This is a genomic window from Streptomyces sp. Je 1-4 4N24 (genome assembly GCF_026239515.1).
GTDB classification, from domain to species: Bacteria; Actinomycetota; Actinomycetes; order Streptomycetales; family Streptomycetaceae; genus Streptomyces; species Streptomyces nigrescens.
In genome coordinates this window covers 6,249,280-6,274,228 of record NZ_CP110836.1, presented here as the reverse complement: position 1 = coordinate 6,274,228, position 24,949 = coordinate 6,249,280, and the positions used below count along the sequence as shown (strand labels likewise).

The 24,949-nt window shown below is 68.7% G+C and carries 20 protein-coding genes and 2 pseudogenes; 18 read left to right on the top strand and 4 right to left on the bottom strand.

Translation table 11 applies throughout. From position 1 onward, the window contains the following. The first annotated feature begins 41 nt into the window (after positions 1-41). From SLV14N_RS27330 to SLV14N_RS27320, 3 genes are all read left to right on the top strand, one after another. Positions 42-347 (top strand): helix-turn-helix transcriptional regulator, encoded by a 306-nt coding sequence (locus tag SLV14N_RS27330; RefSeq protein ID WP_018088131.1) that lies wholly within the window; start codon positions 42-44, stop codon positions 345-347. A gap of 128 nt (positions 348-475) precedes the next feature. Continuing rightward, positions 476-1,420: an oxidoreductase gene (locus tag SLV14N_RS27325; RefSeq protein WP_263271482.1), complete on the top strand. Its 945-nt coding sequence runs from the start codon at positions 476-478 to the stop codon at positions 1,418-1,420. A gap of 28 nt (positions 1,421-1,448) precedes the next feature. Then, a complete protein-coding gene (locus tag SLV14N_RS27320; protein ID WP_263271481.1) occupies positions 1,449-2,111 on the top strand; it encodes an RDD family protein in 663 nt (220 codons plus the stop codon). A 166-nt stretch (positions 2,112-2,277) separates the two neighbouring features. Here the strand turns inward: SLV14N_RS27320 and SLV14N_RS27315 are convergent, their stop codons facing one another. Beyond that, entirely contained in the window at positions 2,278-3,153 is an 876-nt protein-coding gene (locus SLV14N_RS27315) for an alpha/beta fold hydrolase (RefSeq protein ID WP_263271480.1), read from the bottom strand. A 297-nt stretch (positions 3,154-3,450) separates the two neighbouring features. On the opposite strand from SLV14N_RS27315, the pseudogene SLV14N_RS27310 reads away from it, so the two are divergent. From SLV14N_RS27310 to SLV14N_RS27270, 9 genes and pseudogenes are all read left to right on the top strand, one after another. Further along, positions 3,451-3,806 (top strand): annotated as a pseudogene (locus SLV14N_RS27310) (amino acid permease); the annotation flags it as partial. Positions 3,807-3,842: 36 nt separating this feature from the next. Then, positions 3,843-4,649, top strand: a complete 807-nt coding sequence (locus SLV14N_RS27305) for a maleylpyruvate isomerase family mycothiol-dependent enzyme (RefSeq protein ID WP_263271479.1) — start codon at positions 3,843-3,845, stop codon at positions 4,647-4,649. Between the two features lie 229 nt (positions 4,650-4,878). After that, positions 4,879-5,247 (top strand): hypothetical protein, encoded by a 369-nt coding sequence (locus SLV14N_RS27300; protein WP_208684395.1) that lies wholly within the window; start codon positions 4,879-4,881, stop codon positions 5,245-5,247. Positions 5,248-5,383: 136 nt separating this feature from the next. After that, positions 5,384-5,878 carry a hypothetical protein gene (locus SLV14N_RS27295; RefSeq protein ID WP_208684393.1) on the top strand — a complete coding sequence of 165 codons (495 nt, stop codon included), beginning with the start codon at positions 5,384-5,386 and terminating at the stop codon, positions 5,876-5,878. Between the two features lie 121 nt (positions 5,879-5,999). Then, positions 6,000-13,430: a toxin glutamine deamidase domain-containing protein gene (locus SLV14N_RS27290; RefSeq protein WP_263271478.1), complete on the top strand. Its 7,431-nt coding sequence runs from the start codon at positions 6,000-6,002 to the stop codon at positions 13,428-13,430. Positions 13,431-13,492: 62 nt separating this feature from the next. Then, positions 13,493-15,631, top strand: a complete 2,139-nt coding sequence (locus SLV14N_RS27285) for an SUKH-4 family immunity protein (RefSeq protein ID WP_263271477.1) — start codon at positions 13,493-13,495, stop codon at positions 15,629-15,631. Between the two features lie 515 nt (positions 15,632-16,146). Next, positions 16,147-16,467 carry a hypothetical protein gene (locus SLV14N_RS27280; RefSeq protein WP_263271476.1) on the top strand — a complete coding sequence of 107 codons (321 nt, stop codon included), beginning with the start codon at positions 16,147-16,149 and terminating at the stop codon, positions 16,465-16,467. A 107-nt stretch (positions 16,468-16,574) separates the two neighbouring features. After that, complete coding sequence (locus tag SLV14N_RS27275; protein WP_263271475.1) at positions 16,575-16,931, top strand: toxin-antitoxin system YwqK family antitoxin; 357 nt, start codon at positions 16,575-16,577, stop codon at positions 16,929-16,931. A 191-nt stretch (positions 16,932-17,122) separates the two neighbouring features. Next, complete coding sequence (locus SLV14N_RS27270; RefSeq protein ID WP_263271474.1) at positions 17,123-17,434, top strand: hypothetical protein; 312 nt, start codon at positions 17,123-17,125, stop codon at positions 17,432-17,434. Positions 17,435-17,522: 88 nt separating this feature from the next. Here SLV14N_RS27270 and SLV14N_RS27265 read toward each other — a convergent pair whose 3' ends face one another. Both SLV14N_RS27265 and aac(6') read right to left on the bottom strand, forming a co-directional pair. Then, positions 17,523-18,095 (bottom strand): hypothetical protein, encoded by a 573-nt coding sequence (locus SLV14N_RS27265; RefSeq protein WP_208684379.1) that lies wholly within the window; start codon positions 18,093-18,095, stop codon positions 17,523-17,525. A 71-nt stretch (positions 18,096-18,166) separates the two neighbouring features. Further along, positions 18,167-18,685 (bottom strand): annotated as a pseudogene (gene aac(6'), locus SLV14N_RS27260) (aminoglycoside 6'-N-acetyltransferase); the annotation flags it as partial. Between the two features lie 399 nt (positions 18,686-19,084). Between aac(6') and SLV14N_RS27255 the strand changes: the two are divergent. The 6 genes from SLV14N_RS27255 to SLV14N_RS27230 all read left to right on the top strand — a co-directional run bounded on the left by SLV14N_RS27255 (position 19,085) and on the right by SLV14N_RS27230 (position 23,891). After that, complete coding sequence (locus SLV14N_RS27255; protein WP_263271473.1) at positions 19,085-19,213, top strand: hypothetical protein; 129 nt, start codon at positions 19,085-19,087, stop codon at positions 19,211-19,213. Positions 19,214-19,441: 228 nt separating this feature from the next. Beyond that, on the top strand, positions 19,442-20,713 hold the full coding sequence (locus SLV14N_RS27250; RefSeq protein ID WP_263271472.1) for an ABC transporter substrate-binding protein: 1,272 nt from the start codon (positions 19,442-19,444) through the stop codon (positions 20,711-20,713). A gap of 80 nt (positions 20,714-20,793) precedes the next feature. Continuing rightward, positions 20,794-21,702 carry a carbohydrate ABC transporter permease gene (locus SLV14N_RS27245; protein ID WP_263273293.1) on the top strand — a complete coding sequence of 303 codons (909 nt, stop codon included), beginning with the start codon at positions 20,794-20,796 and terminating at the stop codon, positions 21,700-21,702. A 14-nt stretch (positions 21,703-21,716) separates the two neighbouring features. Beyond that, positions 21,717-22,553: a carbohydrate ABC transporter permease gene (locus SLV14N_RS27240; protein ID WP_208688124.1), complete on the top strand. Its 837-nt coding sequence runs from the start codon at positions 21,717-21,719 to the stop codon at positions 22,551-22,553. Between the two features lie 40 nt (positions 22,554-22,593). Further along, positions 22,594-22,740, top strand: coding sequence for a hypothetical protein (locus SLV14N_RS27235; protein WP_263271471.1), 147 nt, complete (start codon positions 22,594-22,596; stop codon positions 22,738-22,740). A gap of 203 nt (positions 22,741-22,943) precedes the next feature. Further along, the gene (locus SLV14N_RS27230; protein WP_263271470.1) at positions 22,944-23,891 is read left to right on the top strand and encodes a TauD/TfdA family dioxygenase; all 948 of its coding nucleotides are present in this window, start codon (positions 22,944-22,946) and stop codon (positions 23,889-23,891) included. 129 nt (positions 23,892-24,020) lie between these two features. On the opposite strand, the gene SLV14N_RS27225 is transcribed toward SLV14N_RS27230, so the two are convergent. Beyond that, positions 24,021-24,866, bottom strand: coding sequence for a helix-turn-helix transcriptional regulator (locus SLV14N_RS27225; protein ID WP_208684375.1), 846 nt, complete (start codon positions 24,864-24,866; stop codon positions 24,021-24,023). Positions 24,867-24,949 lie beyond the last annotated feature (83 nt).

Genomic DNA, 24,949 nt, shown 5'->3' with positions numbered 1-24,949 from the left:
GCTCGGGCGCGGACGCCGGCTCGGACGCGGGCGCGGACGCCGTGGCGGAGGTGTTCGCCGCGCTGGCGGACCCGACCCGGCGCCGGATACTCGACGCCCTCGCCGCACACGGCGAGGCGACCGCCACCGTCCTTGCGGCGGAACTGCCGGTCAGCCGCCAGGCCATCGTCAAACATCTGGGGGTCCTGGACCGGGCCGGTCTGGTCGCCGGCCACCGGGAGGGCAGGGAGGCCCGCTACCGGGTCATACCGGAGCGGCTGGGGGTCACCGCCCGGTGGATGGACCGGGTGGCCGCCGCATGGGACACCCGCCTCTCGGCGATCAAGCGCCTCGCCGAAGGGGAGTGACCACGGCCGGTGCGGTGGCGGCGGACGGTGTCCGTGCGCGCCGCGCCCGCCCGTCACCTCCGCACCTCCGGACCCATCCGCCTCACCACGCGGCGTAACCTGGTTGCCCCCTACGGAGGAGTGCAGGCGTGACCAGGTGGAACACCAGCCACATCCCCGACCAGACGGGCCGCTCGGCGGTCGTCACGGGCGCGAACAGCGGCATCGGCTATGTCACCGCCCGCGAACTGGCCCGCCAGGGCGCCCGCGTACTGCTGGCCTGCCGCAACGAGACGCGCGGGATCGCCGCCCTGGACCGGCTGCGCTCCGAAGTCCCCGCCGCCGAGGCGGAGTTCCGGCCGCTCGACCTGGCCGACCTGTCCTCCGTACGGGACTTCGCCGCCGCCCTCGACGACTTCGACGGCGACCGCCTCGACCTGCTCATCAACAACGCGGGTGTGATGGCCCTGCCGTACCGCACCACCGCCGACGGCTTCGAGATGCAGTTCGGCACCAACCACCTCGGCCACTTCGCGCTGACCGGGCTGCTGCTGCCCAAGCTCCTCGCCACACCCGGCGCCCGGGTCGTCACCGTCTCCAGCATGCTGCACGCCCTCGCCGACCTCGACTACAGCGACCTCAACAGCGAGCACTCCTACCGCCGCTGGATCGCCTACGCCCGCTCCAAGAGCGCCAACCTCCTCTTCGTCCACGAGCTGGCCCGGCGGCTGGCCGCGGCCGGTTCGCAGGTCGTCGCGGCCGCCGCGCACCCCGGATACGCGTCCACCAATCTGCAGACCACGGGCGTCCGGATGGAGGGCCGCACCTCCGCCGAGCGGGCCATCGAGCTGGGCAACCGCCTCATCGCCCAGTCCCCGGACGGCGGCGCCCTGGGCACCCTCTGCGCGGCCACCGCCCCGCACATGCGGCCGGACTCCTTCATCGGCCCGCGCAGCGGACTGCGCGGCGCCCCCGCCCAGTCCTTCCGCGCCCCCTGGACCAGGAAGGACGCGAACGGCGAGCGCCTGTGGGCCGCCTCGGAACAACTCACCGGTGTCCGCTACGACTTCTCTCGGCCCGCTGCGGCGTTCTGACCCGCTCGGCATGGAAAGATCCGGACCTGTGTACGAGCGACCTTTCCCTCCCCAGCAGCCTTCTCCATACCCACCGCAGCAGCCCTCTCCGCAGGGCCCGCCGTCCCCCTATCCGAACCCGCCGCACCCATACGGCCAGCAGCCGTACCAGGGACAACAGCACCCGTACCAGGGGCCACAGCAGCCGCCCCAGGGGCCTGCGCACCCGTATTCACCGCAGTCGGCTCCGCATTCCCCGTACGCTCCGCCCGCCGCGGCTCCGCGCATCCCCAACGAGACGAACCTGCTGCGCCGGCTCGGCGGGATATTCCTGGACGGGCTGCTGGCGCTGACCGCCGCCTACGTCGCCCTGCGCTCCGCCAACCACGCCGGTCTGCCCGCCCTGCAGACCTTCTACACCGTCGCCGGCGCGGGCTTCGGACTGTCGTTCCTCAACCATGTCCTGCTGACCCGTGTCGCCGGTGCGAGCCTCGGCAAGTTCGCCGTCCGTACGCGCGTCATCCGCGAAACGGACGCCACCCGCCCGCGGCTGCCCCGGCTGTTCCGCCGCTGGCTCGGGGGCTACTTCTTCCTGGTGATCTGGATCATCGCCTCCTGCTTCGACCTGGAGGACGACCCCGAGGACTTCTGCGGGCTCCGTCTGGTCAGCTACCGCGATCTGCGGGCGGCCACCGGGGCACCCCTCCGCTGAGCGGGCGGTCACCGGGGCTCTTCCGCTGAGCGGGCGGCGGCGCGGCGGCGGGCCGGTACGCGTCCGCGTCAAGAACCCGTTCTGCCACCCGCGCAGCTGGATGGCGATCGGCCGTCCGGGACAGCGCACACCACCTCACGTCCCGGCACTGCCATGAGCCGGTCGCCTACCGGTCGGTCGTGGCCTTCTCAAGAAGCGAAGTGAGGATCGACTCGGAATGTGTCCACAGCAGCGCGCCGCCGATCCCCGGGACGACACGGTGATGAGCACCGGGTATACGGGTAGCGAGCAGTGCTCCGTTATCGGGCGAGTGGCTGGTGTCCCGTTCGCCGTACCAGATCCCGACCGGGACAGTGATCTCGTCGAGGGCGAACGGCCATCGCCCCATGGACAGGACCGTGTCGCGGGCGTATCCAGCAGCACCTTGAACAAAACCCTCGTCCAAGGCCCTGCGGTAAACAGCCGCGAAATCAGGATCCTGATACACGGCGAGGTCGCACCCTGGACTCCCGGCCATGACCATGCCCCACATCGCATCCGCAGTGAAGCCCGCGAAAAACTCCTCGGCGCCGACCGGGTCGCACGCGGTCCGCTCAACCAGGCCACGCAGGTCCGCCGCCAGAGCGGAAGCGAACTCCGGCGCGGCGACCTCATCCGCGCCGGAGACGACAGCCAGTACCGAGGCCACACCCTCCTCAGCGCAGGCGAGAGCAAACGGCGCGCCTTGTGAGTTCCCGACCACAGCCGGATGCCCCAGCCCTCGCAGCACGCAGAGTTGCCGAATATCACCAGCGAAGTCGGAGAAGGTCCGGCCGGGCGCAGGTGTTGAGGCACCGAGCCCCGGGCGGTCCACAGAGACAAGACGCACTCCAAGCGCCTCAACGACCCCTGCGCCGAAGCCGAGCCACCGGCTCGTAGCCGCACCCGGACACAACAGAACGGGCACCCCGTCCAACGGCCCCCACTCGGCCCAACCAAGCAACCGTCCATCAGACAGACGACTCTCACCGAGCCGGGCAGGATTGTCGACGTACACAGTCATGATCCACATCATGGCCATGGAGCAGGATGTCTCGCACTCGACTTTCACCGTAGCCCCGTACAGGGCGAACGTTTCCTGATGCGGCACTAGCTGAGCGCTTGCCGCGTCACGGTAATCGGGTCCAGCGCCGGGAAGCGCTGCCGGATCTGCTGTTGCGCCTGAGAGATCAGGTCATCGAGTAGGACCGGCGCGGCGCCGTACAGCAAGTCATGGAGGTACGGCACCACCGCGGAAGGGCCACGGTGTACTGGCGCCGGCCGCCGTCGCCGCCGCGCTGCTCATCTTCTCCGGCGGCGCCTCGGCGACGAGGTGGTGGCGGTCACCGTCACCCACGACACCCCCGAGGACCGCCCGGCCACCGAGACGCTCCGCCGGGACTGGGAACTCTGGAACCCCGGCGTCGAGCTCCTCGAACTGCCCTCGGCCACCCGGTCCCTCGGCCGCCCATTGCCGCCCACGTCACCGGCCTGGCCGCCCGCCGTCCCGGCACCCGCATCACCGTGCTGATCCCGGAGGCCGAACCCGGCCACCTCTGGCAGCGCCTGCTCCAGAACCAGCGCGGCGCGGTCGTCGCGCATGCGGTCCGCCGGGACACCGACGCGGTGATCTGCCGGTTGCGGTTCCGCCTGGCGGCGCCCGCTGGCATGTGGTGACGGCCAGTTGTCGGTGGGGGCCTCTACCGTGACGACATGGACGCCACCACCACGGATATGGATTTCGACGACCATTGCGCCGAAATCGTCGACCAGGCCGACCTGCTGAGCACCGGCCTCGACGAGGGCACCCGGCTGACGGCCTCCGTGCCCTCCTGCCCCGACTGGAACCTCGCCCAGCTGCTCCGGCATCTGGGCGAGGCCCACCGCTGGGTCGAGGAGCTCGTCCGGACCCGGGCGACCGAGCCCCCGCCCGACACCGCGCTCCGGGACCTCCCCCGCGACACCACCGAGACCCCGGTCGCGCTCGCCGCCTGGCTGACCGAGGGCGCCCGGCTCCTCGCCGGCACCCTCCGCGCCGCGGGCCCCGACGCCCGGATCTGGACCCCGCTCCCCTCCGGCTCCCCGCGCTTCTTCGCCCGCCGTATGGCCCACGAGACGGTCATGCACCGGGCCGACGCCACTCTGACCCTCGGCACGGACTTCACCGTCGACCAGCGGGTCGCCCTCGACTGCCTCGACGAGTGGATGGAACTCGGCTCCCTGCCCGAGATGTTCGACCACCACCCCGACCGGCGCGAACTCCTCGGCCCCGGCCGCACCCTCCACTTCCACGCCACGGACACCCCACCGGAAGCGGCGGCCGACTGGCTCGTCGACCTCACCGGCACCACCCTCACCTGGCGCCGCACCCAGGAACCGGCCGCCGTCTCCGTCCGCGCCCCCCTGACGGACCTCTTGCTCCTCATCTACGGCCGCGCCCCCAGCGACCGCGACGTCTACGAGATCAGCGGCGACACGGAGTTGCTGGAATTCTGGCTGGCGCGGGTGTTGTTCGGGTGAGCGCTTGGGGGGGTGGTGGTGCGTCGCGGCAGAGGGGCGTCGCGGCGGAAGGGCAGCGCGGCGGTGGGGGTGAGTCCGGTGCGGGGTCGGCCTCCCGGACTTGCGGTCTCCCGGTACCTGGCCTCCCGGTTACCCAGCCTCCTGGCCTCCCGGACGTGAACCGATCGGGCCGCCACGGCGTGAGTTAGGTTGACCGTCATCCGTGTGTCCAGCATCAAGGAGTCAGAACATGACCGATTCCGACCAGTCGGGCAGCACCCCGGGCCTGCCTCCCACTCCGCCCCCGCTCCCCCCGCAGACCGGACCGCAGACCGTTCCGGCGAACGCGGACGAAGCGCTGGAGATCGGCCGGGAGCACTACCCCGAGGTCGGCTCACCCGGCGGCCCTTCCGGCTTGTTCGTCCATGAATTCGACATCGGCTACCTGATCCACGCGAGCTGGCCGCCGGCCGAGGACCCCACCGCCCCTCCCGCGAATCCCGGAGGAAGCAACGTCGTGATCTCCAAGGCCGACGGCGAGGTGTCGTTCCTGCCCAACTTCCCCCCGGAGGCAGCAGTCGAGCTCTACCACCGCCTCCGCGGCCGGCAGACTCCCTGAGGCCCCTCAGCCGGATCTCCTTCGCCCCAGGCGGAGCCAGGGCCTCGCCAGTAGCACCTGGTGGGTTGTCAACCTCGGCGGTTAAGCTTTGGCTTGAATATCTCGTTGGGTAACCAGTACGAACACGGGGGATGTCATGGCTGGCGCCGGCGGATTCCAGACCGACGTGGAGAGCCTCAAGGCTGAGGGCACGAACTTCGTCAAGCTCGGTGAGGACTTCTATTCCTCGGTGGCGCGGCTGATGGACGGCCTGCATGCGCTGGGGGCGGGGCCGCCCAGCAACGGGCAGGAGAAGCCTCCGCCGGAGAAGTCGTTCGGCGAGCAGTTCATGAGCGGTCTGACGACGTTCGCCAGCAAGGACGGGGCTCCGCCGTGGGGCGATGACGAGATCGGCGAGAAGTTCGGTGTCGTCTACGAAGGCGTGCGTGACGGCATGAACGAGTCGATGGGCCATCTCTCCGCCCAGCTCCAGAAAATCGGCAAGGCGCTGACCTCGATGTCCAAGAACCACGCGGAGAACGAGGAGTTCAACGACTCGCTGATGAAGCAGCACGTCGAGAACAAGCAGGCGTGGCGGGACCCGACCGTCGACGACACGGTCCGCACGTCCATCACGCCCGCGAAGCACTGAGGCCACCGGCCGGTTCCGGGGATTTCCACACAGCGGGCCTTCCGCAGCGGGTCTTCCGCGCGGCCCGCGCCTGCAACACGTCTAGAAGCACTTTTCACGGGGGAGCTCCATCTTGTCTGTCATGCTGCCGGATCCTCTTGAGTGGGTCCTGGACATGCTCGGCTTCAACTGGCCGCATGCGGACGAAGACAAGTTGATGGAATGCGCGCAGGTCTGGCGCAATTTCGCGGCGGAGGTACAGGGGCACCAGGCCCGGGGCGCCGGCTATGCAAGCAATGTGCTGGCGGAGAACTCCGGCGATGCCATCGAGGGCTTCAGCAAGGCATGGGAGAAGTTCTCCGGCGGTTCGGGGTATCTGAACGACGCGGCGCAGGCGGCCGAGGTCATTGCCTTCACTTTCGAGGCCGCCGCCGTGCTGGTCATCGGCATGAAGGTCGCCGTGATTGTCCAGTTGGCGATTCTGGCCGCGGAAATCATCGCGGCGCAGGTCGCGGCCCCCTTCACCCTCGGACTGTCCGAAATAGCCGGCGCGGCCGCCACGTTGGCCACCCGTGAAATGGTCCGCAGGATCCTCAAGGAGGTCGCCAAGCAGCTGCTTGACGCGATCATGGAGGCCGCCAAGGAGCCGGTGATCTCCGCGCTGGAGGCCATGGCGTCCGACCTCATCGCCCAGACCGTCAACCAGAACTTCGGCGCCCAGAACGGCTACGACCTCGGCCGCACCGCCAAGGAGGGCCAGAAGGCCGCCACCGAAGCCCTCAAGAACACCGGCGAAACCCTCGGCGAAAGCCTCCGCGACGGCGCCGGCGGCCGCGCCGGACGCCACGCCCGCAACGGCCTGGACAGCGCGGCGGGGCACGGCAGCGACTCCTCGGACAGCGGCAGCGACGGCGGCTCCAGCGGGTCGGAGAGCGGGTCCGGCAGCGGGCCGGGCAGCAGGTCCGGGAGTGGGTCGGGCACTGGCTCCGGTAGTGGGGCCGATGGCGGGGGTTCCGGAAGCGGTTCCGACGGGGGCAGCTCCGGCAGCACCTCGGGGACCGGCTCGGGGACCGGCTCGGGGACCGGCTCGAACGGCGGCTCCGACGGAGGCTCCGACGGGGGCGGTTCCGGCAGCACCTCCGGTGACTCCGGCGGCAGCAGCACGGGCAGCGGCAACCGCGGCAGCTCGGACACCGGTGGTTCCACCAGCCACACCCCCCGCGCCTCGGACAACACGGGCCCCGGCAGCACGGACTCCGGCAGGGGCTCCGACACAGGCTCAGGGACGAACTCGGGCACGGGCACGGGTACGGGTACGGGCACCAACCCGAGCTCCTCCGCCGACAGTTCTTCCCACGGCTCGGACCCCTCGCGCAGCGTCCCGGAAGCCCAGCCCCTCCCGCCCCCGGACCAGCGCTCCCCCTTCGACGAGGGCTACTCCGGCAGCAACGACAGCCCGTACGGGACGTCCCCCACCCCCGACTCGGGGCCCGCCCCTGACTCCGGACACACTCCCGAATCGGGGCCCACCCCGGACACCTCCCGCCCGGACACGGACTCGATCAGCACCCAGCCCACCCCCGACAACACCCCCGACGCCGCCCGCCCCGACCCTGACTCGATCAGCACCCAGCCGACGCCCGACAACACCCCGGACGCGGTACGTCCGGACCCCGACTCGATCAGCACCCAGCCCGCACCGGACACCACCCCCGACGCCGCCCGCCCGGACTCGGACGCGATCAGTACCCAGCCGGCCCACGACAACACCCCGGACGCGGCACGCCCCGCCCCCGCCCCTGCCCCTGCCCCTGCCCCGGACTCCGTCAGCACCCAGCCCGCACCGGACCAGTCCCCCCAACAGGGCGCGCCTTCACACCCCGACGCGCCCCAGTCGGCACCGACTCCCTCGCCGAGCCCGGACCCCGTAGCCGGCAACCCGCCCTCGTACGGCGACAACTCCCATGACGCGGGCAGCAACGGCACCTCCAACGGGGACAACTCCGCCACCGGCAGCGGCCGCGCCTCGATGCCGCACGTCGGCACACCGCAGGGCGCACCCGTACAGCACACCCCGTCGTCCGGCCAGCCCATCCAGCAGCGTGACCCCGCTCCCGGCGACCCCATGCCCACGGTGGACGTCCCCGACGACACCACCGTCACCACCCAGTCCGCGGGCACCGCAACGCTCCCCCCGCCCACCCAGCACACCGCCGACACCGGCGCGCCCGCCACCCCCACCCCGCAACAGACGGCGCAGCCGAACACCCCTCAGGCCAACGGCCCGATGATGACGGGCGCCATGCCACCCCAGGGAGCCGGGACCGCTACGACCACACCCCGCGGCGGCACCCCGTCCCACGGCAACACCAGCGGCAACGGCAACGGCAACGCTTCCACCCGCTCCAACCGTCGCCCCGACGGCTCCCAGGCGATCCACGACGCCAGCCAGCAGCCCACCCCGGACCGCCCCGCCTACAACCCCCGCCTCGACGGGCCCCGCCGGGAAGAGACGTCCCGGCCCTACAACCCGCGCCTGGACGGCCCCCGTCGCGACGCCCCCTCCACACCGCCCGGCGACAACCGCCGCCCGGACGGCTCACAGATCATCCAGGACCACACCCAGCAGCCGAGCCCCGAGCGCCCCCCGCACAACCCCCGCCTCGACGGCCCCATCCGCGACAACGAACCCCGCCCCGACCAGAACAACACCTCTCGGCCGGACGCCAACACGCCCCACCAGAACGACAGCCACCAGCAGGCCCCCGGCGACCCGAGCGGAGCCACCACTCATCCGGACGCGGCGCAGCAATCCGACTCCCCCCGCACGGACCGACCTCGGGCCGACGTCCCCCAGGCCCCGGCGCGCCCGGACGCCCAGAACCCCGGCGTACCGAACGCCAACTCCCCCCACCCGCAACAACATCCGCAGCAGCAGCCGTACTCACAGCAGCAGAACCCCCAGCACCAGCCACAGCAACACCCGCAGCAAAGCCACCAGCAACAGCCCACGCTGCAAAGCCACACACCGCCTCAGCAGCACTCGCAGCAGAACCCACAGCAGCAGGCACCTCAGCAGCCACACCCCCAGCACCAGCCGCCACAGCAGCATCCGGCCCCACACCACCAGAACCAGAACCCCAGCCAGAACCAGAACCAGGCCCCCCACCAGACCCAGCCCACCCCGGACCAGCAGCCTCAGCAGCAGGCGCCGGTCCCGCAGCCCGCGAACCTGCAGAGTCACACCGATGTCCGGATCGGGCTCAACGTCCAGCCGGGCGGCCTGTATTCACCGTTTCCCCACGACCAGCAGGCGCTGGTGGCGAGCTTCCCGCGGAACCCGGACGGCACCCCGCGGCCGTTCAACGACCCGTTCCAGCCCTGGGCCCAGCTCCAGAACGACGGTGGCCACACCGTGGTCGGCCGGTCCAACAACTGCGCCGACTGCACCCGCTCCTTCATGGAGTCCTGGTACGGCAACCCGCAGGTGTCCGCGCCACGTACCTACGACCCGGACGGCAAGGGCGGCATCGACCGCAATTCCGGTGAACGCAACGGCACCGCCAACATCCAGCAGTACACGGGCACCACGTTCCGTAACTCCGGACCGAACTCCAAGGACGGCTACGCCCGAATAGCCGACGAGCTCCGCCAGGCCGGCCCTGGCGCAGCGGCAGCGGTGCTGGTCACCTGGCCGAAGAAGCCCAACGGCGATCCCGGCGGCGCGCACGTCTTCAACGCCGTCAACCACAACGGCCGGGTCATTTGGGTCGACAGCCAGACCGGCAAGGTCAGCGAACAACCGATCAACACCAGCGCCGAGAACGTCTGGCACCTCGTCCTGGACGCCGACCGCAAACCGTTCGACCCCGCCACAGCCCAAACCCAGACCCCACAGCAACAAACCCCGCAACCGCAGCCACAAAACCAACAGCAGCAGGCCCAGTCCCAACAGCAGATCCAGCAGACCCAGCAGCCGCACCCGTACGCCCAGCAGCAGCCCAGCCCCTACCAACAGCAGCAGGCCCAGCCCCCGCAGCACCAGCCGAACCCATACGCCCAGCAGCCCCACCAGCAGCAGACCTCGTACGCCCAGCAGCCCGGCCCGCAGCAACCCAACCCGTATCAGCAGCCGGCCCCACAGCAGCAGCCTCACCACCAGGCCCCGCAGCAACCGGCTCCCCACCAACAGCACCAGCCGGGCCCCTACAACCCGCAGCCCCAGCATCAGAGCCCGTACACGCAGCAACCCAACCCGTATCAGCAACCGCACCAGCAACAGCCCGGCCCACAGACACAGCCGCACCAGCAGCAGAGTCCGTACGCGCAACAGCCCAACCCCTACGCTCAGCCTCAGCCGAACCCGTACGCCCAGCAGCAGCCAGGTCCACACGCGCAGCAGCAGCAGCCCAATCCGTACACCCAGCCACCGCATCAGCAGCCCCAGAACCACAACCCGTACCTGCAGCCGTCCCCGCAGAATCCGCAGCACCCAACGCACCCGGCAGCAGCACCGGAGACCATCAGCGGCTCACCGGACTCCGTGCGGCCCAACGACCGCACCCAGCCGGACGCGGGCGACACCACCCCGCGACCTGGCACGGAACCACGCCGACCTGCCCAAACCCCGGACTCCGACGCCCAGGAACCGGCAGAGCCAGGTGCTTCCGGCGATCACCGTGTCGACGATGACGCCGACCACACCCCGCGTCCTGAGGGGACCCCTCAGGACCAGGACGCCGATGTCTCTTCCCCCGATCCGGAAGAGCACAACGACACCGACACCCCGCCCGCCGGACAGCCGCCTGCCGACGCCGGGGATTACCACCAACCGAGCTTCGAGGACATCCGCAACGAGCTCCTGGAGGGCGAGGGCGGGCTCGTCCTGCCCGATTCCCACGACCAGCAAGCGCTCGAGGATGCCGTACCACGCGACGAGGACGGCTATTTCCAGCGGTTCCCTGACCCCTACGGTGACTGGGCAGATCTCCAGAACGACGGCGGCCAGTCCGTACCGGGCCGCGACGACAACTGCGCCGACTGCAGCCGCTCGTACCTGGAGACCTGGTACGGAAACCCGCAGGTATCCGCGCCCCGCATGCAAGACGGCGACTTCGGTGAGAGGGACGGCGAGGACAACATCCAGCGCTGGCTCGGTGCGGAATTTCAGCACGCGGGCGACGATGCCCTGGCGTACTCACGGGTCGCGGAGGACCTGCGTAACGCCGGGCACGGAGCCGCCGCCATCGTCTGGGTCGGGTACGTCGACAGCGACGGAGATCCTTACTCGTCCCACCTCTTCAACGCGGTCAACTACCACGGCTCTGTCGTCTGGGTGGACACCCAGTCGCGCGAGGTAATGAACCGGCCGATCAACACAGCGGACGTGGGCGAGGTCTGGCACCTCCCCCTGGATGCGGAGGCACAGCCGCTCTATCCCCCGAGCGACTCGGAGTCGGATGCTTCGGAGTCGGATGCTTCGGAGTCGGGCGCCGCGCCCGCTGCGAGGGACGGTGCCGCGGCCTACCCGGATCCCGGGGGCCACCGAGAGCAGGGTCGGTCGGACCCGTCGGACAACCAAGACGCCGATCCCTCACATGCTGTGTCGGCCGCTGCGCCGGACAACCAGCCGGAGCCCGCGCATTTGGCCTCGGACTCGCGTCCCCGGACGGAGCCCGGCGGAATCATCGATCCCGACCCGGAGCACCAGAGGGATCTTGAGAACAGGATCCCCCGGACCCCAGAAGGCACCGCCCAGCGCCATCCGGACCCGAACGAGGGGGACTGGACGGACTTCATCAACCAGCCTGGTGCCGATGCCCCGGGGCGCAGCAACAACTGTGTCGACGTGGCCTTGTCCACGGCTGACACATATGCAGGCGCACCGACCGCGGCCGGAGCTCGCACACCTGACCTCACTGCTGATGGCGTCGCGTCCGATCGCGGTGAAACGGGCGGCCGCGACCGCATGGAAAATGCCCTCGGAGCCCGCTTCACGGACTTCGGCAACGGCCGCCAGGCCTTCAACGGCATCGAGAACGCCCTTCGCCAGTCCGGGCACGGCTCCCAGGCCGTTATCGTGACCCAGCACTCCGACGGCCGTGCGCACGCCTGGAATGTGGTCAACCACAACGGCAGAATCACCTACATCGATGCCCAAACGGGCCGCCGCAGCGACAAGCCACTCCACAGCGGCGAGCACGGCGTATTCGCAGTACCCCTGGACAGCAACCGCAAGCCCATTCAGGTTGTCCCCTCTGCCGGCACCAGTGGACAGCACGACCGGCAAAGTGCTTCTTCGGCCCAAGCTGGGCGCCGTCCGTCGGAGAATCCTGCCGGCACTGCTGATGGCTCAACCGAGCAGGACGGACAATCCCAGCCCAAGAGCAAGTACAGAGAACCCGGCATGCCAGACGGGCAACCGGCCAATCACCTGCCAGAGAATGTCCGGGTACTGCCCGATGGGGGACAGCAACTGCTGCGGGACAACCTCGACGTCTACGAGACAGATATGCAGGCTGTCTACGACAACGTGCGCGACTGGGTCAATGATGGAAGCGTCGAAGCTCTGATCCAGCACCTGACCCCCGATGAGGAATCGCCGTCGGAGGAGGGTGACTCCACCCCGGAGACCGGAGCCACCGATGCCGGCTCGAAGAAGCCCCCGAGGTTCACTCTGACGTCGGAGGAGCTCGGGCAAAGGCTCGACGGCTTTGCGGACATGGACGCCGGACAGCGTGGAGCGGTGGTATCGATCATCGCCCGTCTGAGTCTCTCCTTTCATGAGAGCCATGCCGTCGGCGTTTCCCCGTACCCCGTCGAACGGCCGTACAAATGGAAAGAAGATGCTCAGCGACCGACTCCACTGCGGCGCGATGTGCGGCGCCAGGCCAACGACGCGAAATCCGCGGAAGAAGAAGACTCTCGCGGCGTGAAGCAGCACCGCAAGGCCAACTTCATGGAGGCAAAAGACTTCGCCGGAAATGTACGCAAGCATCTTCTCGCGGAGCTCGCGGATGCCGGCCGACCGGCATCGGACCTCAAGAATTCATCCGAAGGTGACGGCGCCAGCAACACTCGACCGGACTTCAGTGGCCGCAATTACGCAGTGATTGAGGTGTACGACCCGAAATCACAGAAGACGAATTACATCGTTGACAGCTCGATTCCGCCCGGCGAAAAGGGCGTCAGCACCGCGCACTCCGAACCTCATCTGGTTGGCTACGTGAAGCGACTGAATGAGGAACGGGGCACCGACATTAGTCAACACATACAGATACGCGCCATGTTCACGGAGCGAGAGCCTTGCGGAACGGTGAAGGGCGCGGGCCATGCCGAGTGCTCCCCCTACCTGGTCCAGCACTCCGAGGGGACCACCGTGCACTACGCCACGACCTATCGAAGTGGCCCGTGGGTGGCGGATCCGGATCCGAACGGAATCCAGACCCGGACCAAGGCTCAGATCAAGGCAATGGTTGACGCCGAGTTCCAGGATCACCTCAACGAAGTCGGCGAAATCTGGCTTTCGTTGCGCGACGCCCAGCGAAAGAACGGGACGGGCACGGACGACTGATAGGCAGATGCACTGGCCCCGACTCAAATGACACACCAATTCCCGTCTAGTAGGGTATGTCCATGACCGATGCGCGCGATGCGGAACTCCATGCCTCCGCCAGTCGACTTCTGGATGGTTTGACGGCATCGGGCCGCGCCGGTGACGTCTCCTTCGTAGCCGGCCCTCCTGCTGCCGGGAAGAGTCGCACACTGGAGCTGGTCCGTCGGCGTATGCCCGAAGCAGCACTTATCGATTGCGTCGGGCTGCGCGCCGATGAAGTGATCCTTCAGGTGTTGGATGTGTGCGGAGTTCAGCGTCCGCATTCAGTCGCCAAAGAGAACCTTGATGCGCTGGTGAAGGGCATCCGCGGCGATCACACCGTCCTGCTGACGAACGTGCAATGGGCAGGCACCCTGCGTACCACTGATGAGCCAGGACGCATCAGGCGCGCGGCTTTCCGGATGGGCAGGGCGAAGCGGTCTCGCATCCGCTTGGCGCTGGAGACCGCCGAACCACAGCCGGCGCAGGCGGATGAGCCGCCCCAACTCATCCGCCTGGGATCCGGAAACCTCTTCAGTACCCCTGAAGGACTGGCTCCCGAGATCCAGGCCCTGGCCTTGGCGGAATACCCCGTGGTACCCGTCCAAGCGTGGAGCATCCTGTGTGAAAGCACGGGACTGACCACCGCGCCCGCAGACCTTCAGGGATTTCCGGATCGATATCCCGATCTGCTGAAGTGGGTGCCGAATGACGCGTTTGCCGGTCCTGGTGTGGCGTTCACCCACGAAGGGATTCCTCACGCTCTGCGCCTCTCAGGCCACCCGGGCGCGGGCGAAGCACACGCGATGATCCGGCAGTTGCTGAGCGAGCGGCTCATAGTGCACACGCATCCGCACGGCTGGGCGGACGGCGGCCCGTTGGCTCGTTATGCAGCTCACGGCCTGCCGGGACATGCCGCAGCATCCGGCAGTCTGCAAGAAGTTCTGGAGGACCGGAGGGTACTTGCTCTCCTGGATCCGAGTTCGGTCATGGAGGCGTATCGTGCCGCCTTCGGCCGGGATATCCCGCCGGACACCATGGCTGCGAGCCTGCGGTATGGGGAGTTGTCCGGCATGGAACCCATGCGCCAAGGGGAGTGGGCGGCCTGGCTGCACCATTTCGCCGTCACACATGGAGATCAGGAGGCCGCAAACGCAGTACTGGCCTCCGAAGTCGCCCTGGAATGGCAGACATTGTGGTCTGACCAGCGTCCGACCGGTGCTTTCCTCGGGGAGGGACTCTCGTACCGCCCGACCGGTATCACCAGCCTTGTCGCCACCGAACATACAGTCACCGCGACCAACGAATTGCTCGGAACCTCGTGGGCGTGGGAGCTTCGCTCAGGTCGGCCACACGAATCGGCCGATACGAGCACCCAAGCCCTGGAAGTACAACGCATGGTCAATACGTCACAGGGCTGGCGCCCGGCCCCTGACGAACCCCAGGGTGCGTTCATTCCCCGCTGCCCCAGGGACATTCGCGCGGCAGTACGGATCGGGGACATTGCCGTGTTGGGTGGAGACCGCGGGGTGTTCGCCGTGAAAATCCTCGAAAAGGAACCAGAGCACGAAGTGTCGCCCTGGCATGGCGCGCCCTTGCTGGATGCGTACGAGCGTGAAGTCGCCACGCGTCCGCTCCCCGAAGCCTTCCGGGGCCCGTCAGCGACGCAACTGTCCGAGGTATTCGGGAACGATTCGGTGTTCCGGCCGACCGAGTCGGAAATCCCCGAAAGCCTGCACGGCACGGAAGCGGCTCAGTGGCTCATCGAGCACGGCCTGCCAATGGTGGAGTTCCTTACCCTGAACACACGTGGTCTGCGCACCCAGGGACTTCGAGAGGTTCCACCGCCCGATGAGCTAGAGGTTCCTTCGCACCGGCACACCGGGCCCTACTTCGCGTTGGGAGAACTCCTCGGCGGCGACTTGATCCTGGACGGGGGAACCGGGCAGGTGCTGTGCACGTCCGGTGCCGTGGAAGATCAGCTCTCGGGCAGCAGTCTGCGGCAATTCGTCGCCATGTTCCATGTGGTGGGGCGATATCACCTACTGCTCTCCGATTCACTCACCGTAGACAAACTCGAGGCGGATGCGGAGCTGCAGTCATGGCTCCTTGAGATTGATCCTGCTGCCCACGGAGAGGTCTGGGAAACTTTGCTCAATGACCCGGAAATCGAGCCGTAGGTCTCCCCGTCGTTCCTGGAGCGAGCTCCCCCAGCACGGCACGAGTTGCATACAGCGAGGAAATCACATGACAGAGCCCAGTTCTTCGACACCCGATCGACCACTGCCGACAAACGCCGAGGAAGCACTGGAAATCGCCCGCACGAAATACTCCCCGATTTGGCCGGATGGGACTCCGGCCCCCCTCAAGGTCCTTGAGTTCGACATTGGATACCTCGTTTATCCCAAGCTCCCGCCCCATCCTCGGACGACACCGACGGGGGAGCGTAAGCCCCCCAGGAACCCCGGCGGTACCTGCGTCGTGGTCTCCAAGGACACCGGTGAAGTCAGCAGCGTCTCCCTGCGGCCACCGTCGGACGCCATTGCGTTGTATCGCAAGTTCTACCGGCCCGACACGCTCTGAGCGCGCGTCTATCGGTAGGGCAAAGCGTCCCCGTGCCCGGCCTCCCCACGGAGACAGCCATCGCCCACTTCCTGGCAGCAGCGTCAGCCCCCGCCTAGGCAGGCACGGCATCATGGCACAAAGCGATCCCAGCAATTGCAGCGATTCACCGGAGTACCGGAATGCCGTCCCGAAGACGGCCGACGAGGCGCTGTCCATGGCCCGCGCCCACTTTCACCCCCGCTGCCGCGACGGCTCCCCCGCGTCCCTGCACGTCCAGGAATTCGACCTCGGCTACCTCATCTTCGCCACGTTCCCGCCCACCGAGCCCCGTTCGTTCGGTGGCAGCCACCTTGTCGTGTCCAAAGTTGACGGAGCACTGACCTTCGTTCCCAACTTCCCCCCGAAGTCCGCGATCGCCCTCTACCGCAGACGCCACCACCCCAACCCCTGACGCCGGGCGCCCGCGGCCCCTCAGGTCAGCTCGTCCGCACGACTCCACTTCTCACCACTGGACTATCGATCCAAGTCTGAAACCGCTAAAGAGCCACCCGCACAGGAGTGAAAACGCGCATCGAGGAAGACGACTGTGACTTTGGAGACGACATGCTCGTCTACCACAATGGAGAACCGCTCACCGGTGAAGTCGTCACACGGGACGCCGAAGGCCGGATGATTAGCCTCATCCACTACGTCGGGGGAATCACCTCCGGGCCGCAGAACCATTGGTACCCCGACGGATCAAAGAAGACGGAAGGCACAGTCATGCGAGGAGAGGCCGTCGGCGAATGGCGCAGCTGGCACGCCAATGGCCAACTCTCCGAATACACCCTTTTCAGTCAGCACGGTGAATATATGCGTCGTCAGCGATGGGACAAGGACGGAAATCTCACGGTGGACAAGTCGTACACGGCTTGAGTCGCTTTCCATGGCCTGATCCGGGCAATATTTAACGGACGCTTGCCTCGCCACTCGCCACTCGCCACCGAATCCGGCGGCTTCGCCGCCCCCACCGCAGTTGCGTACCCGCCCGAGGCACCGCACCCGACGGAGTGCGGGACGGGCGAGCGTCGCGTGCAAGAACCACGCTGAACAGGAGAGATACGACTATGCCGCAGGGCAGCACCACCCCGCCGACCACCCCTGAGGAAGCGCTCGCCATCGTCCGTGGCCGCTACGCCGATCCCACACTGGCGGACGGCTCTCCCGCTCCGATGCACGTCGACGAATTCGACATCGGCTACCTCGTGTACGCCACTTACCCCGCCACCGCCGACGCCACGGGCGAGCCCCAGCCGGCCCCGCCGGGCGGGGCAAAGATCATCGTGGCCAAGGACACCGGCGAAACCGTCACCGTGCCCAACCTCCCCACCGAGAGCGCCATCGCCCTCTACCGGCAACAGCGCCCGTCCCAGGCATAACAGCGCAGAGGAGACCGCACGGCGGCGGATGAGGTCACGGCGGTACCGGCGGGAAGGCGGCAGCTGCGCACACGCTCTTCCGCACGTTCTATCGGCCTGGCGCGGGATGCTGCGATGGAGGGGAGTGCGCGTCCAGCCAGCCGGTGGCCCTCAGGACCTCCCCGGCGATGTCTGTGACGGATCGGGCGTCGGTGGCCACCCGGAAGGTGTCGTCGGACGCCCTTTCGTCCAAGAGCCGGGCCTTGTACGCGCTGTTCCTGAGCTCCCGTTCGAGCTCCGATCCGATCTCGCGGGCCGCCATCCGCTCGTGGGTGGTGGAGTCGGAGGCGGTGAGGAGGACCCGTACGGTCCGGATGTCTGCACCTATGGCTCGCTCGAAGATCCCTGCGCTCTCCGGTAGCACACTCACCGTGTTGGTGTAGATGAGGCGGCGATAGCCGAGTTGGTGGTAATTGGCCCATATCGCGGTCAGGTTGCGTTCGGTGATCCGGGAGCGGTGCGGGTCTCCCTCCGGGGCGGGATGCACCTGGCCCATGAAATCGCCCTCGATGATGGCGTGGGGAACGGACGCGGCGCGTAGTTGATCCGAAACCTCCCAGCCGACCGTGGACTTGCCAACGCCTGCCCTGCCGCCGATCAGCAGGAGTTCTGTGCAGTTCATGGCGACAGGATGACAGCGGACTGGGTGCTGGGGACTGGGAACTGGGAACTGGGGCTCCTGAGAGCTGATTTCAGCTCGTCCGCCAGCAGATCCATCAGCAACCCGTCCGCCCAGCCGCCCGTCCGGTAGTCGCGTCCGTAAGCCCGCATGATTCCCACGGGTTGGAAGCCGACCTTGCGGTAGCTGCGGATGGCGGCGGTGTTGGCGGCGGCCGGGTCGATGGTCAGGCGGTGGTGGCCGCGTGTGTGGATCAGCCAGTGGGCGAGGGTGCGGACGGCGTCCGTGCCGAGGCCCTGGCCGTGGTGGCGCGCCGTGAGGAAGATGTCGATGCTCGCGTGCCGGAATTCGGGGTCGGTTTCCTCGGAGAACTGGATCGCCCCGATGACCTCCTCGTGGAAGAGAATGGCGAGCATGTCCCGATAGTCGTCGGGCACCGACCACCACGCCGCGACCTCCGGTTCGCGGACGATGCGGTCGAGGGTGGGAATGTCCGCATCTGTCGTCGGCCGCAGCACGACCGCCGCTCCGCGCAGCTCCCCCACTTCCCCGCCCGGTTGCTGTTGTCGGTCGTTGCCGCTGTCCGAGTCCATTTATGCAGTGTCCTGCGCGGGCAGGATCGGACGGGCGACCGTGGTCCGCATTCGGTCAAGATGGGTGCGACCGTACGGAGGAGCGCAGGAGACCAGAGGATCGAACCCGGGGAGGCCGGATTGAGGACGCCCAGCCCGTCGAGCAACGAGGGCCCGCGGAGACCGGCAAACGCTCGCGGCGAGGACCCGCAGAGAGCGGCATACGCCGGCGACGAGGGCCCGCGGAGACCGGCAAACGCCGAGGAGGCCCTGGAGATTGCCCGTACGCAGTACGCGCCCGTGTGGGCCGATGGGACTCCGGCTCCCCTGCGGGTGCACGAGTTCGATATCGGGTATCTCGTCTGTGCACAGCGGGAGCCGCTTCCGCCGGTCGCGGCGCAGGGCACACGTCGGCGGCCCATGAGGAACCCCGGTGGTACCTGTGTGGTGGTGTCCAAGGAGGACGGCGCGGTCTGCCGGGTTCCCCACCGGCCGACGGCCAACGCCATTGCGCTGTACCGCAAGTTCTATCGGCCGGAGACCCTGTAGGCGGAAGATGCCGTACGGCCCAGGAGGAAGGCGCCGTACGGCCCAGGAGGAAGGCGCCGTACGGCTGCCGACGACCGGGGCAGCCGCCCAGCCACCCAACCCAGCCGCCCCGGCCCCCCGTTTCGCAGAGACGCAATGCACCCGTCACGCCCATACGGCAGCATGGACGGTCGCACCGTCGGTGATCGACCATCATCGGGACGTGACGAGCGCAGGGGGCGATGTGCCATGACGGAGATCGACAGGCGGCGGCTGCTGGCGGCCGGTGGTGGGGTCGCCCTTGCGGCGGGGCTGGCGACGGCGTGTGGTTCCAACACCGGGCGGGGCGGGGGTGGTTCGGGGACGGAGATCAGCCAGTGGTACCACCAGTACGGGGAGCCGGGGACCGAGCGGGCCGTGAAGCGGTATGCCGCCGCGTACCGGAAGGCGAACGTCTCGGTGCAGTGGCGGCCGGGTGACTACGACCGGCAGACGGCGGCGGCGCTGCTCACCGACTCGGGGCCGGATGTCTTCGAGGTCAACGGGCCGCTGCTGGACCAGATCCAGGGCGGGCAGGTGGCCGATCTGACGGAGGTCGTGGAGCCGGTCAAGGACGACTTCAACCAAGCCGTGCTGGCGCCGAAGATCTGGCAGGACAAGATCTGGGGCATCCCGCAGGTCGTGGACACGCAGGTGCTCTATTACCGCAGGAGCCTGCTCAAGGAGGCCGGGGTCCGGCCGCCGGGGACGCTCGACGAGCTGGTGGACGGGGCGAAGAAGCTCAGCGACAGGAAGACCAAGGGGCTGTTCCTGGGGAATGACGGCGGGGTCGGGGTGCTCGGTGGGACGCCGTTGTTCGCCGCCGGGCTGAGTCTGATCACTGAGGACGGCAAGGTCGGGTTCGACGATCCGGCCGCGGCGCGGGCGCTCGGGAAGATCCGGCAGTTGTACGCGGACAAGTCGTTGCTGCTGGGGGCGCCCACGGACTGGTCCGATCCGGCCGCGTTCGTCCAGGGGCTGACCGCGATGCAGTGGTCGGGGCTGTGGGCGCTGCCGCAGATCAAGAAGGCGCTGGGGGACGATTTCGGGGTGCTGCCGTTCCCGAAGGACGGAAGCGGCGGAAAGCCTTCCGTTCCGGTGGGTGCTTATGGCTCCGCGGTCAGTGCGCGCAGCAGGCACAAGGCGGCGGCCACGGCCTTCGCGAAGTGGCTGTGGGTGGACCGCACCGACTTCCAGCAGGACTTCGCGCTGTCGTACGGCTTCCATATCCCGGCCCGGACCTCGCTGGCGAAGAAGGCCGAGCAGCTGCGGGAGGGGCCGGCGGCGGACGCGGTCCGGTTCGCGACCGATCACGGCTATGCCGAACCGCTGTTGTGGACGACCGCGGACCGTACCGCCTATCAGGACGCGCTGAGCCGGATCATCAAGGACGGCGCCAACCCGGAGAGTGAGCTGAAGACCGTGGTGCGCAAGGTCAACGCCGAGCTGCAGCGGGTCAAGAAGAAGGTCAAGAAGAAGTGACCCAGGGAGTGGCCGACGACGTACGGGGGCCCGCGGTCGCGGCGCCGCCCGCCCCCGAGCGCCCTTCGCTCGGTGCCCGGCTGCTCGGGCCGCAGCGGCGGAATCTGTGGTTCTGGGCCTTTGTCGGGCCGTTCGCCGTCGGGCTGGGGCTGTTCACCTATGTGCCGTTGGCGTGGAGCGTCTACCTGAGCTTCTTCGACGCGCACAACACGGTGAGTCCGTCCGGCGCGGATTTCGTCGGGCTGGGCAACTACACCGCGATGGTGACCAACGAGGCGTTCCTTGGCAGCCTCGGCACCTTTGCGCTGTTCACCGTCTTCATCGTGCCGGCCACCTACGCCCTCTCGCTGGCGCTGGCGCTGATGGTCAACCGGCTGCGGTTCGCCCAGGCGTTCTTCCGGTCGGTGTTCTTCCTGCCGACGGCCTGCTCGTATGTGGTCGCGGCGGTGATCTGGAAGCTGTCGATCTTCAACGGGGTGCGGTTCGGGCTGGCCAACACCGTGCTGGGGTGGTTCGGGGCGGACCAGACCGCCTGGCTGTCGACGACCGATCCGCCCTGGTACTGGCTGGTCATCGTGACCGTACGGCTGTGGCTGCAGGCCGGGTTCTACATGATCCTGTTCCTGGCCGGGCTGCAGCGGATCTCACCGCAGCTGTACGAGGCGGCGGCGGTGGACGGGGCGCGTCCGGGCTGGCAGGTCTTCCGCCACATCACCTTTCCGCAATTGCGTGCCACCTCGGTGGCGGTGGTGGTGCTGCTGGTGATCAATGCGTTCCAGGCGTTCGACGAGTTCTACAACCTGCTGAGCGATGCGCGGGGCTATCCGCCGTATGCCCGGCCGCCGTTGGTCTATCTCTACTACACGGCGCTCGGCCGGGATCAGAACCTCGGGCTGGGCAGTGCGGGCGCGGTGATCCTGGCGCTGATCATCGCGCTGGCGACGGTGGTGCAGGCCCGCTGGTTCGGCCTCGGCCGCAAGGAGGAGTGAGCGGGATGAGCGGGATGGACGATGCGCTGACGAGGGTCGGGCGGGCGCTGCGGGTGGTGCTGCTGGTGGCGCTGGCGCTGCTGTTCCTGGTGCCGTTCTTCCTGCTGGTGCGGAACGGGCTGGCGACCGAGCAGGACATCACCGCGCCCGACTGGACGTTCTTCCCGCAGGTGCTCCAGTGGTCGAACCTCACGGAGGTCTTCCAGGACCCGAACCTGCCGCTGGGGCGGGCGCTGCTCAACTCCACGCTGATCGCGGTGTCGACGACGGCCGGTACGGTGCTGCTCGCCTCGCTCGCGGGGTACGGCCTGGCCCGGATTCCGTACCGGCACGCCAACATCGTCTTCTACGCGATCCTGGGGACGCTGATGGTCCCGGCGGCCGTGACGTTCGTGCCGAGCTTTGTGCTGGTGTCGTCGCTCGGGTGGATCTCCACCCTGCGCGGACTGGTCATTCCGACGCTGTTCAGCGCGTTCGCCTGCTTCGTCTTCCGGCAGTACTTCCTGGGCTTCCCCCGGGAGCTGGAGGACGCGGCACGGGTCGACGGGCTCGGCTACTGGCGGACGTACTGGCGCATCGTGGTGCCCAACGCCCGGCCCGTCTTCGCCGCCGTCGGCACGATCGTCTTCATCGGCGCCTGGAACGCGTTCCTGTGGCCGCTGGTGATCGGGCAGGACCAGGAGGCCTGGACGGTGCAGGTGGCGCTGTCGACGTTCACCACCGCGCAGAACCTCAATCTGCACGAGCTGTTCGTGGCCGCTGCGGTCTCGATCGCCCCGCTGGTGGTGGTGTTCCTGCTGCTGCAGCGGTACATCGTCGCGGGGGTGGAGCGCAGCGGGATCGATGACTGAGGCATTGAGGACATCGGTCCGAGGAGGTACGGTGCGTGGCATGAGCACGCACCTGGACGTCCGTGAGGCGGAGCCGCGCGACCGCGGCCCCCACGGCGAGTGCGCGCCCCGCGGCCTGAGCTTTCTGCGCCGCCGCGGCCGGGTGGGATCTCCCCCGGCCGGCTGTTCCTGTTCCTGTCAGTCCTGACGGCTCCGCGCGTCTGTCCTGACGGCGTCGTGTGCCCGTCCTGACGGCTCCGTGCGTCTGTCCTGACGGCTCCGTGCGCTGACGCCCGGCGGACGGTGGCCCCACGGCGCGCCGGCCCCGGCCGCTCCGGCCGCTCCGGCGGTTCCCGCCTCCCCCTCACGGCTCCCCCCGTGCCTCCCCTTCTCGCGTTCCAGGAGCACCAGTTGACGACACTTGCCGATTCCGCGGCTCCCCGTACCCCTGCCCTGCGCCCCCACCGCATCCCCGCCGACGGGCTGTACGAAGGGCCCCGCCTCCTGCGCCGGACCCCCGATGGAGCGGACGACCGGCCCTACGAGCGCTTCGAGGCCGTGCCGCAGGCGGCCACCATCGGGGCCGAAATCCGTGGGCTGGACCTGTCCCGGCCACTGTCCGGGGAGCTGCGTGCGGAGCTGAACCGGGCGCTGCTGGAGTGGAAGGTGCTGTTCTTCCGCGGGCAGCGGCTGAGCTCCCGGGAGCAGCGGGAATTCGCCAGGAATTGGGGCGAGCTGGAGTCCAATCCGCTGCTGGCGCGGGGTGATTCGAAGGACGTGGTGCGGTTCGACAAGACGGCCGGCGGGGTCGCGACGTTCGAGAATGTATGGCACACGGATGTGACGTTCCGGGAACGCCCGGCGATGGGTGCGGTGTTGCAGCTGCGTGAGGTGCCGCCCGCGGGCGGGGACACGATGTGGGCCGATATGGCGGCGGCATACGACAATTTGCCGCCGGAAATCCGGGCACGGGTCAATGGGGCGCGGGCGGTGCACGACTATCTCCCGGGCTTCGCGCGCTTCTACTCCCCCGTTCAACTGGCGCCATTTCAGGAGGAGTTCCCTCCGGTCGAGCACCCGGTGGTGCGCCGGCACCCGGAGACGGGGCGGCGGATGCTGTTCGTCAACGCGTCCTTCACCACCCACATCGTGGGTCTCGCCCAGGAGGAGAGCGACCGGTTGCTGCGGCTGCTGTTCCAGCAGGCGCAGGTGCCGGAGTTCCAGGTGCGCTGGCGCTGGCAGGCGGGGGACCTCGCGTTCTGGGACAACCGCGCCACCCAGCACTATGCGGTGAACGACTACGGGACGCACCGCCGGGTCGCCGAACGGGTCGCCATCGCGGGCGACCGCCCCTACTGACCGAAGGCCCTGCGCCGCCGACGGGAGTCCGGACGCCCCGCACACCTGCGGCGGGCGGCCGGGCACACCCGGCACCCGGCACGGCGTCCCCGGCGTCCCCGGCGCACCCGTCGGCGCCCGCGGCGCTCCTCACCGGAGCCGCTCGTACGCCGCCTCCTCCGCCGGGCGCGCGCCGCGCAGCAGGGCCGCGCCCAGCGGGGTGAGGGTATGCAGCACCGCGTTGCCCTGCCGCAGGGTGAGCAGCAGTCCGGCGTCGCGGAGCACCGTCGCATGCTGGCTGGCGGAGGCCAGCGAGACATCGGCGCGACGGGCGAGTTCGCTGGTGGTGCAGCCGACGCCGATCCGCTGGAGTATCGCCGAGCGGGTCTGGCCGACCAGCCGGCCCAGCGAGCGCTCCGGCGGCACCTGGGGGGTGAGCCGGGGCGCGGGGTGCTCCACGGGATAGACCAGGACGGGCGTCAGCTCCGGGTTGTGGAAGGTGACGGGGGTCCGGCGGCAGAAGTACGACGGCAGCAGCAACAGCCCCCGCCCGTTGAGATGGAGATCGCGGTCCACGGGATAGTCGGCCTCCAGGACCGGCGGGCGCCAGCGCATCATCGGCGGGAGCGAGGCGAGCAGCCGGTCCGCGCCGCCGTCGAGCAGCGCCCGGCCACGGGCCGCCCGGTCGGCCTCTATGCGGCCCTGGACGCGCGGCCAGTACGGGGCGACGGCCGCCTCGTAATAGCGCTGGAGTATCCCGGCGAGCCGGCCGAGGGCCCGGGTGTCGCCGTCGGCCATCGCCCGTATCCACGACGGGAACGGGCGGGCGGCCGTGGAGAGCCGGCCGAGCTCGGCGCCCAGCCGGGCCGAGGGTGTCTCCCGCAGGGCGGCGAGCGCGTCGGTCATCCCGAGGAGCCCTTCGGCGGGCGTCAGGAAATCGGGAAAATAGCCGCGGGTGGGCACCAGCGGCGCCAGCAGCCGCGCTTCGCCATTCAACCTTCCACGTGTTTCCGATCGCCATTTACCGAACGCCGAATCGTCCCGTCTGTCACGAAGCCGGTGAAAGCTTAAGACGGTCT

Bases quoted from the DNA above. Each gene is read 5' to 3' on its own strand.
- SLV14N_RS27255 (WP_263271473.1), top strand. From the start codon at position 19,085: ATGAGGAACCCCGGTGGTACCTGTGTGGTGGTGTCCAAGGAGGACGGC.
- SLV14N_RS27270 (WP_263271474.1), top strand. From the start codon at position 17,123: ATGCCGCAGGGCAGCACCACCCCGCCGACCACCCCTGAGGAAGCGCTC.
- SLV14N_RS27250 (WP_263271472.1), top strand. From the start codon at position 19,442: ATGACGGAGATCGACAGGCGGCGGCTGCTGGCGGCCGGTGGTGGGGTC.
- SLV14N_RS27285 (WP_263271477.1), top strand. From the start codon at position 13,493: ATGACCGATGCGCGCGATGCGGAACTCCATGCCTCCGCCAGTCGACTT.
- SLV14N_RS27265 (WP_208684379.1), bottom strand. From the start codon at position 18,095: ATGAACTGCACAGAACTCCTGCTGATCGGCGGCAGGGCAGGCGTTGGC.
- SLV14N_RS27300 (WP_208684395.1), top strand. From the start codon at position 4,879: ATGACCGATTCCGACCAGTCGGGCAGCACCCCGGGCCTGCCTCCCACT.
- SLV14N_RS27280 (WP_263271476.1), top strand. From the start codon at position 16,147: ATGGCACAAAGCGATCCCAGCAATTGCAGCGATTCACCGGAGTACCGG.
- SLV14N_RS27305 (WP_263271479.1), top strand. From the start codon at position 3,843: ATGGACGCCACCACCACGGATATGGATTTCGACGACCATTGCGCCGAA.
- SLV14N_RS27240 (WP_208688124.1), top strand. From the start codon at position 21,717: ATGGACGATGCGCTGACGAGGGTCGGGCGGGCGCTGCGGGTGGTGCTG.
- SLV14N_RS27295 (WP_208684393.1), top strand. From the start codon at position 5,384: ATGGCTGGCGCCGGCGGATTCCAGACCGACGTGGAGAGCCTCAAGGCT.
- SLV14N_RS27315 (WP_263271480.1), bottom strand. From the start codon at position 3,153: ATGACTGTGTACGTCGACAATCCTGCCCGGCTCGGTGAGAGTCGTCTG.
- SLV14N_RS27290 (WP_263271478.1), top strand. From the start codon at position 6,000: ATGCTGCCGGATCCTCTTGAGTGGGTCCTGGACATGCTCGGCTTCAAC.
- SLV14N_RS27235 (WP_263271471.1), top strand. From the start codon at position 22,594: ATGAGCACGCACCTGGACGTCCGTGAGGCGGAGCCGCGCGACCGCGGC.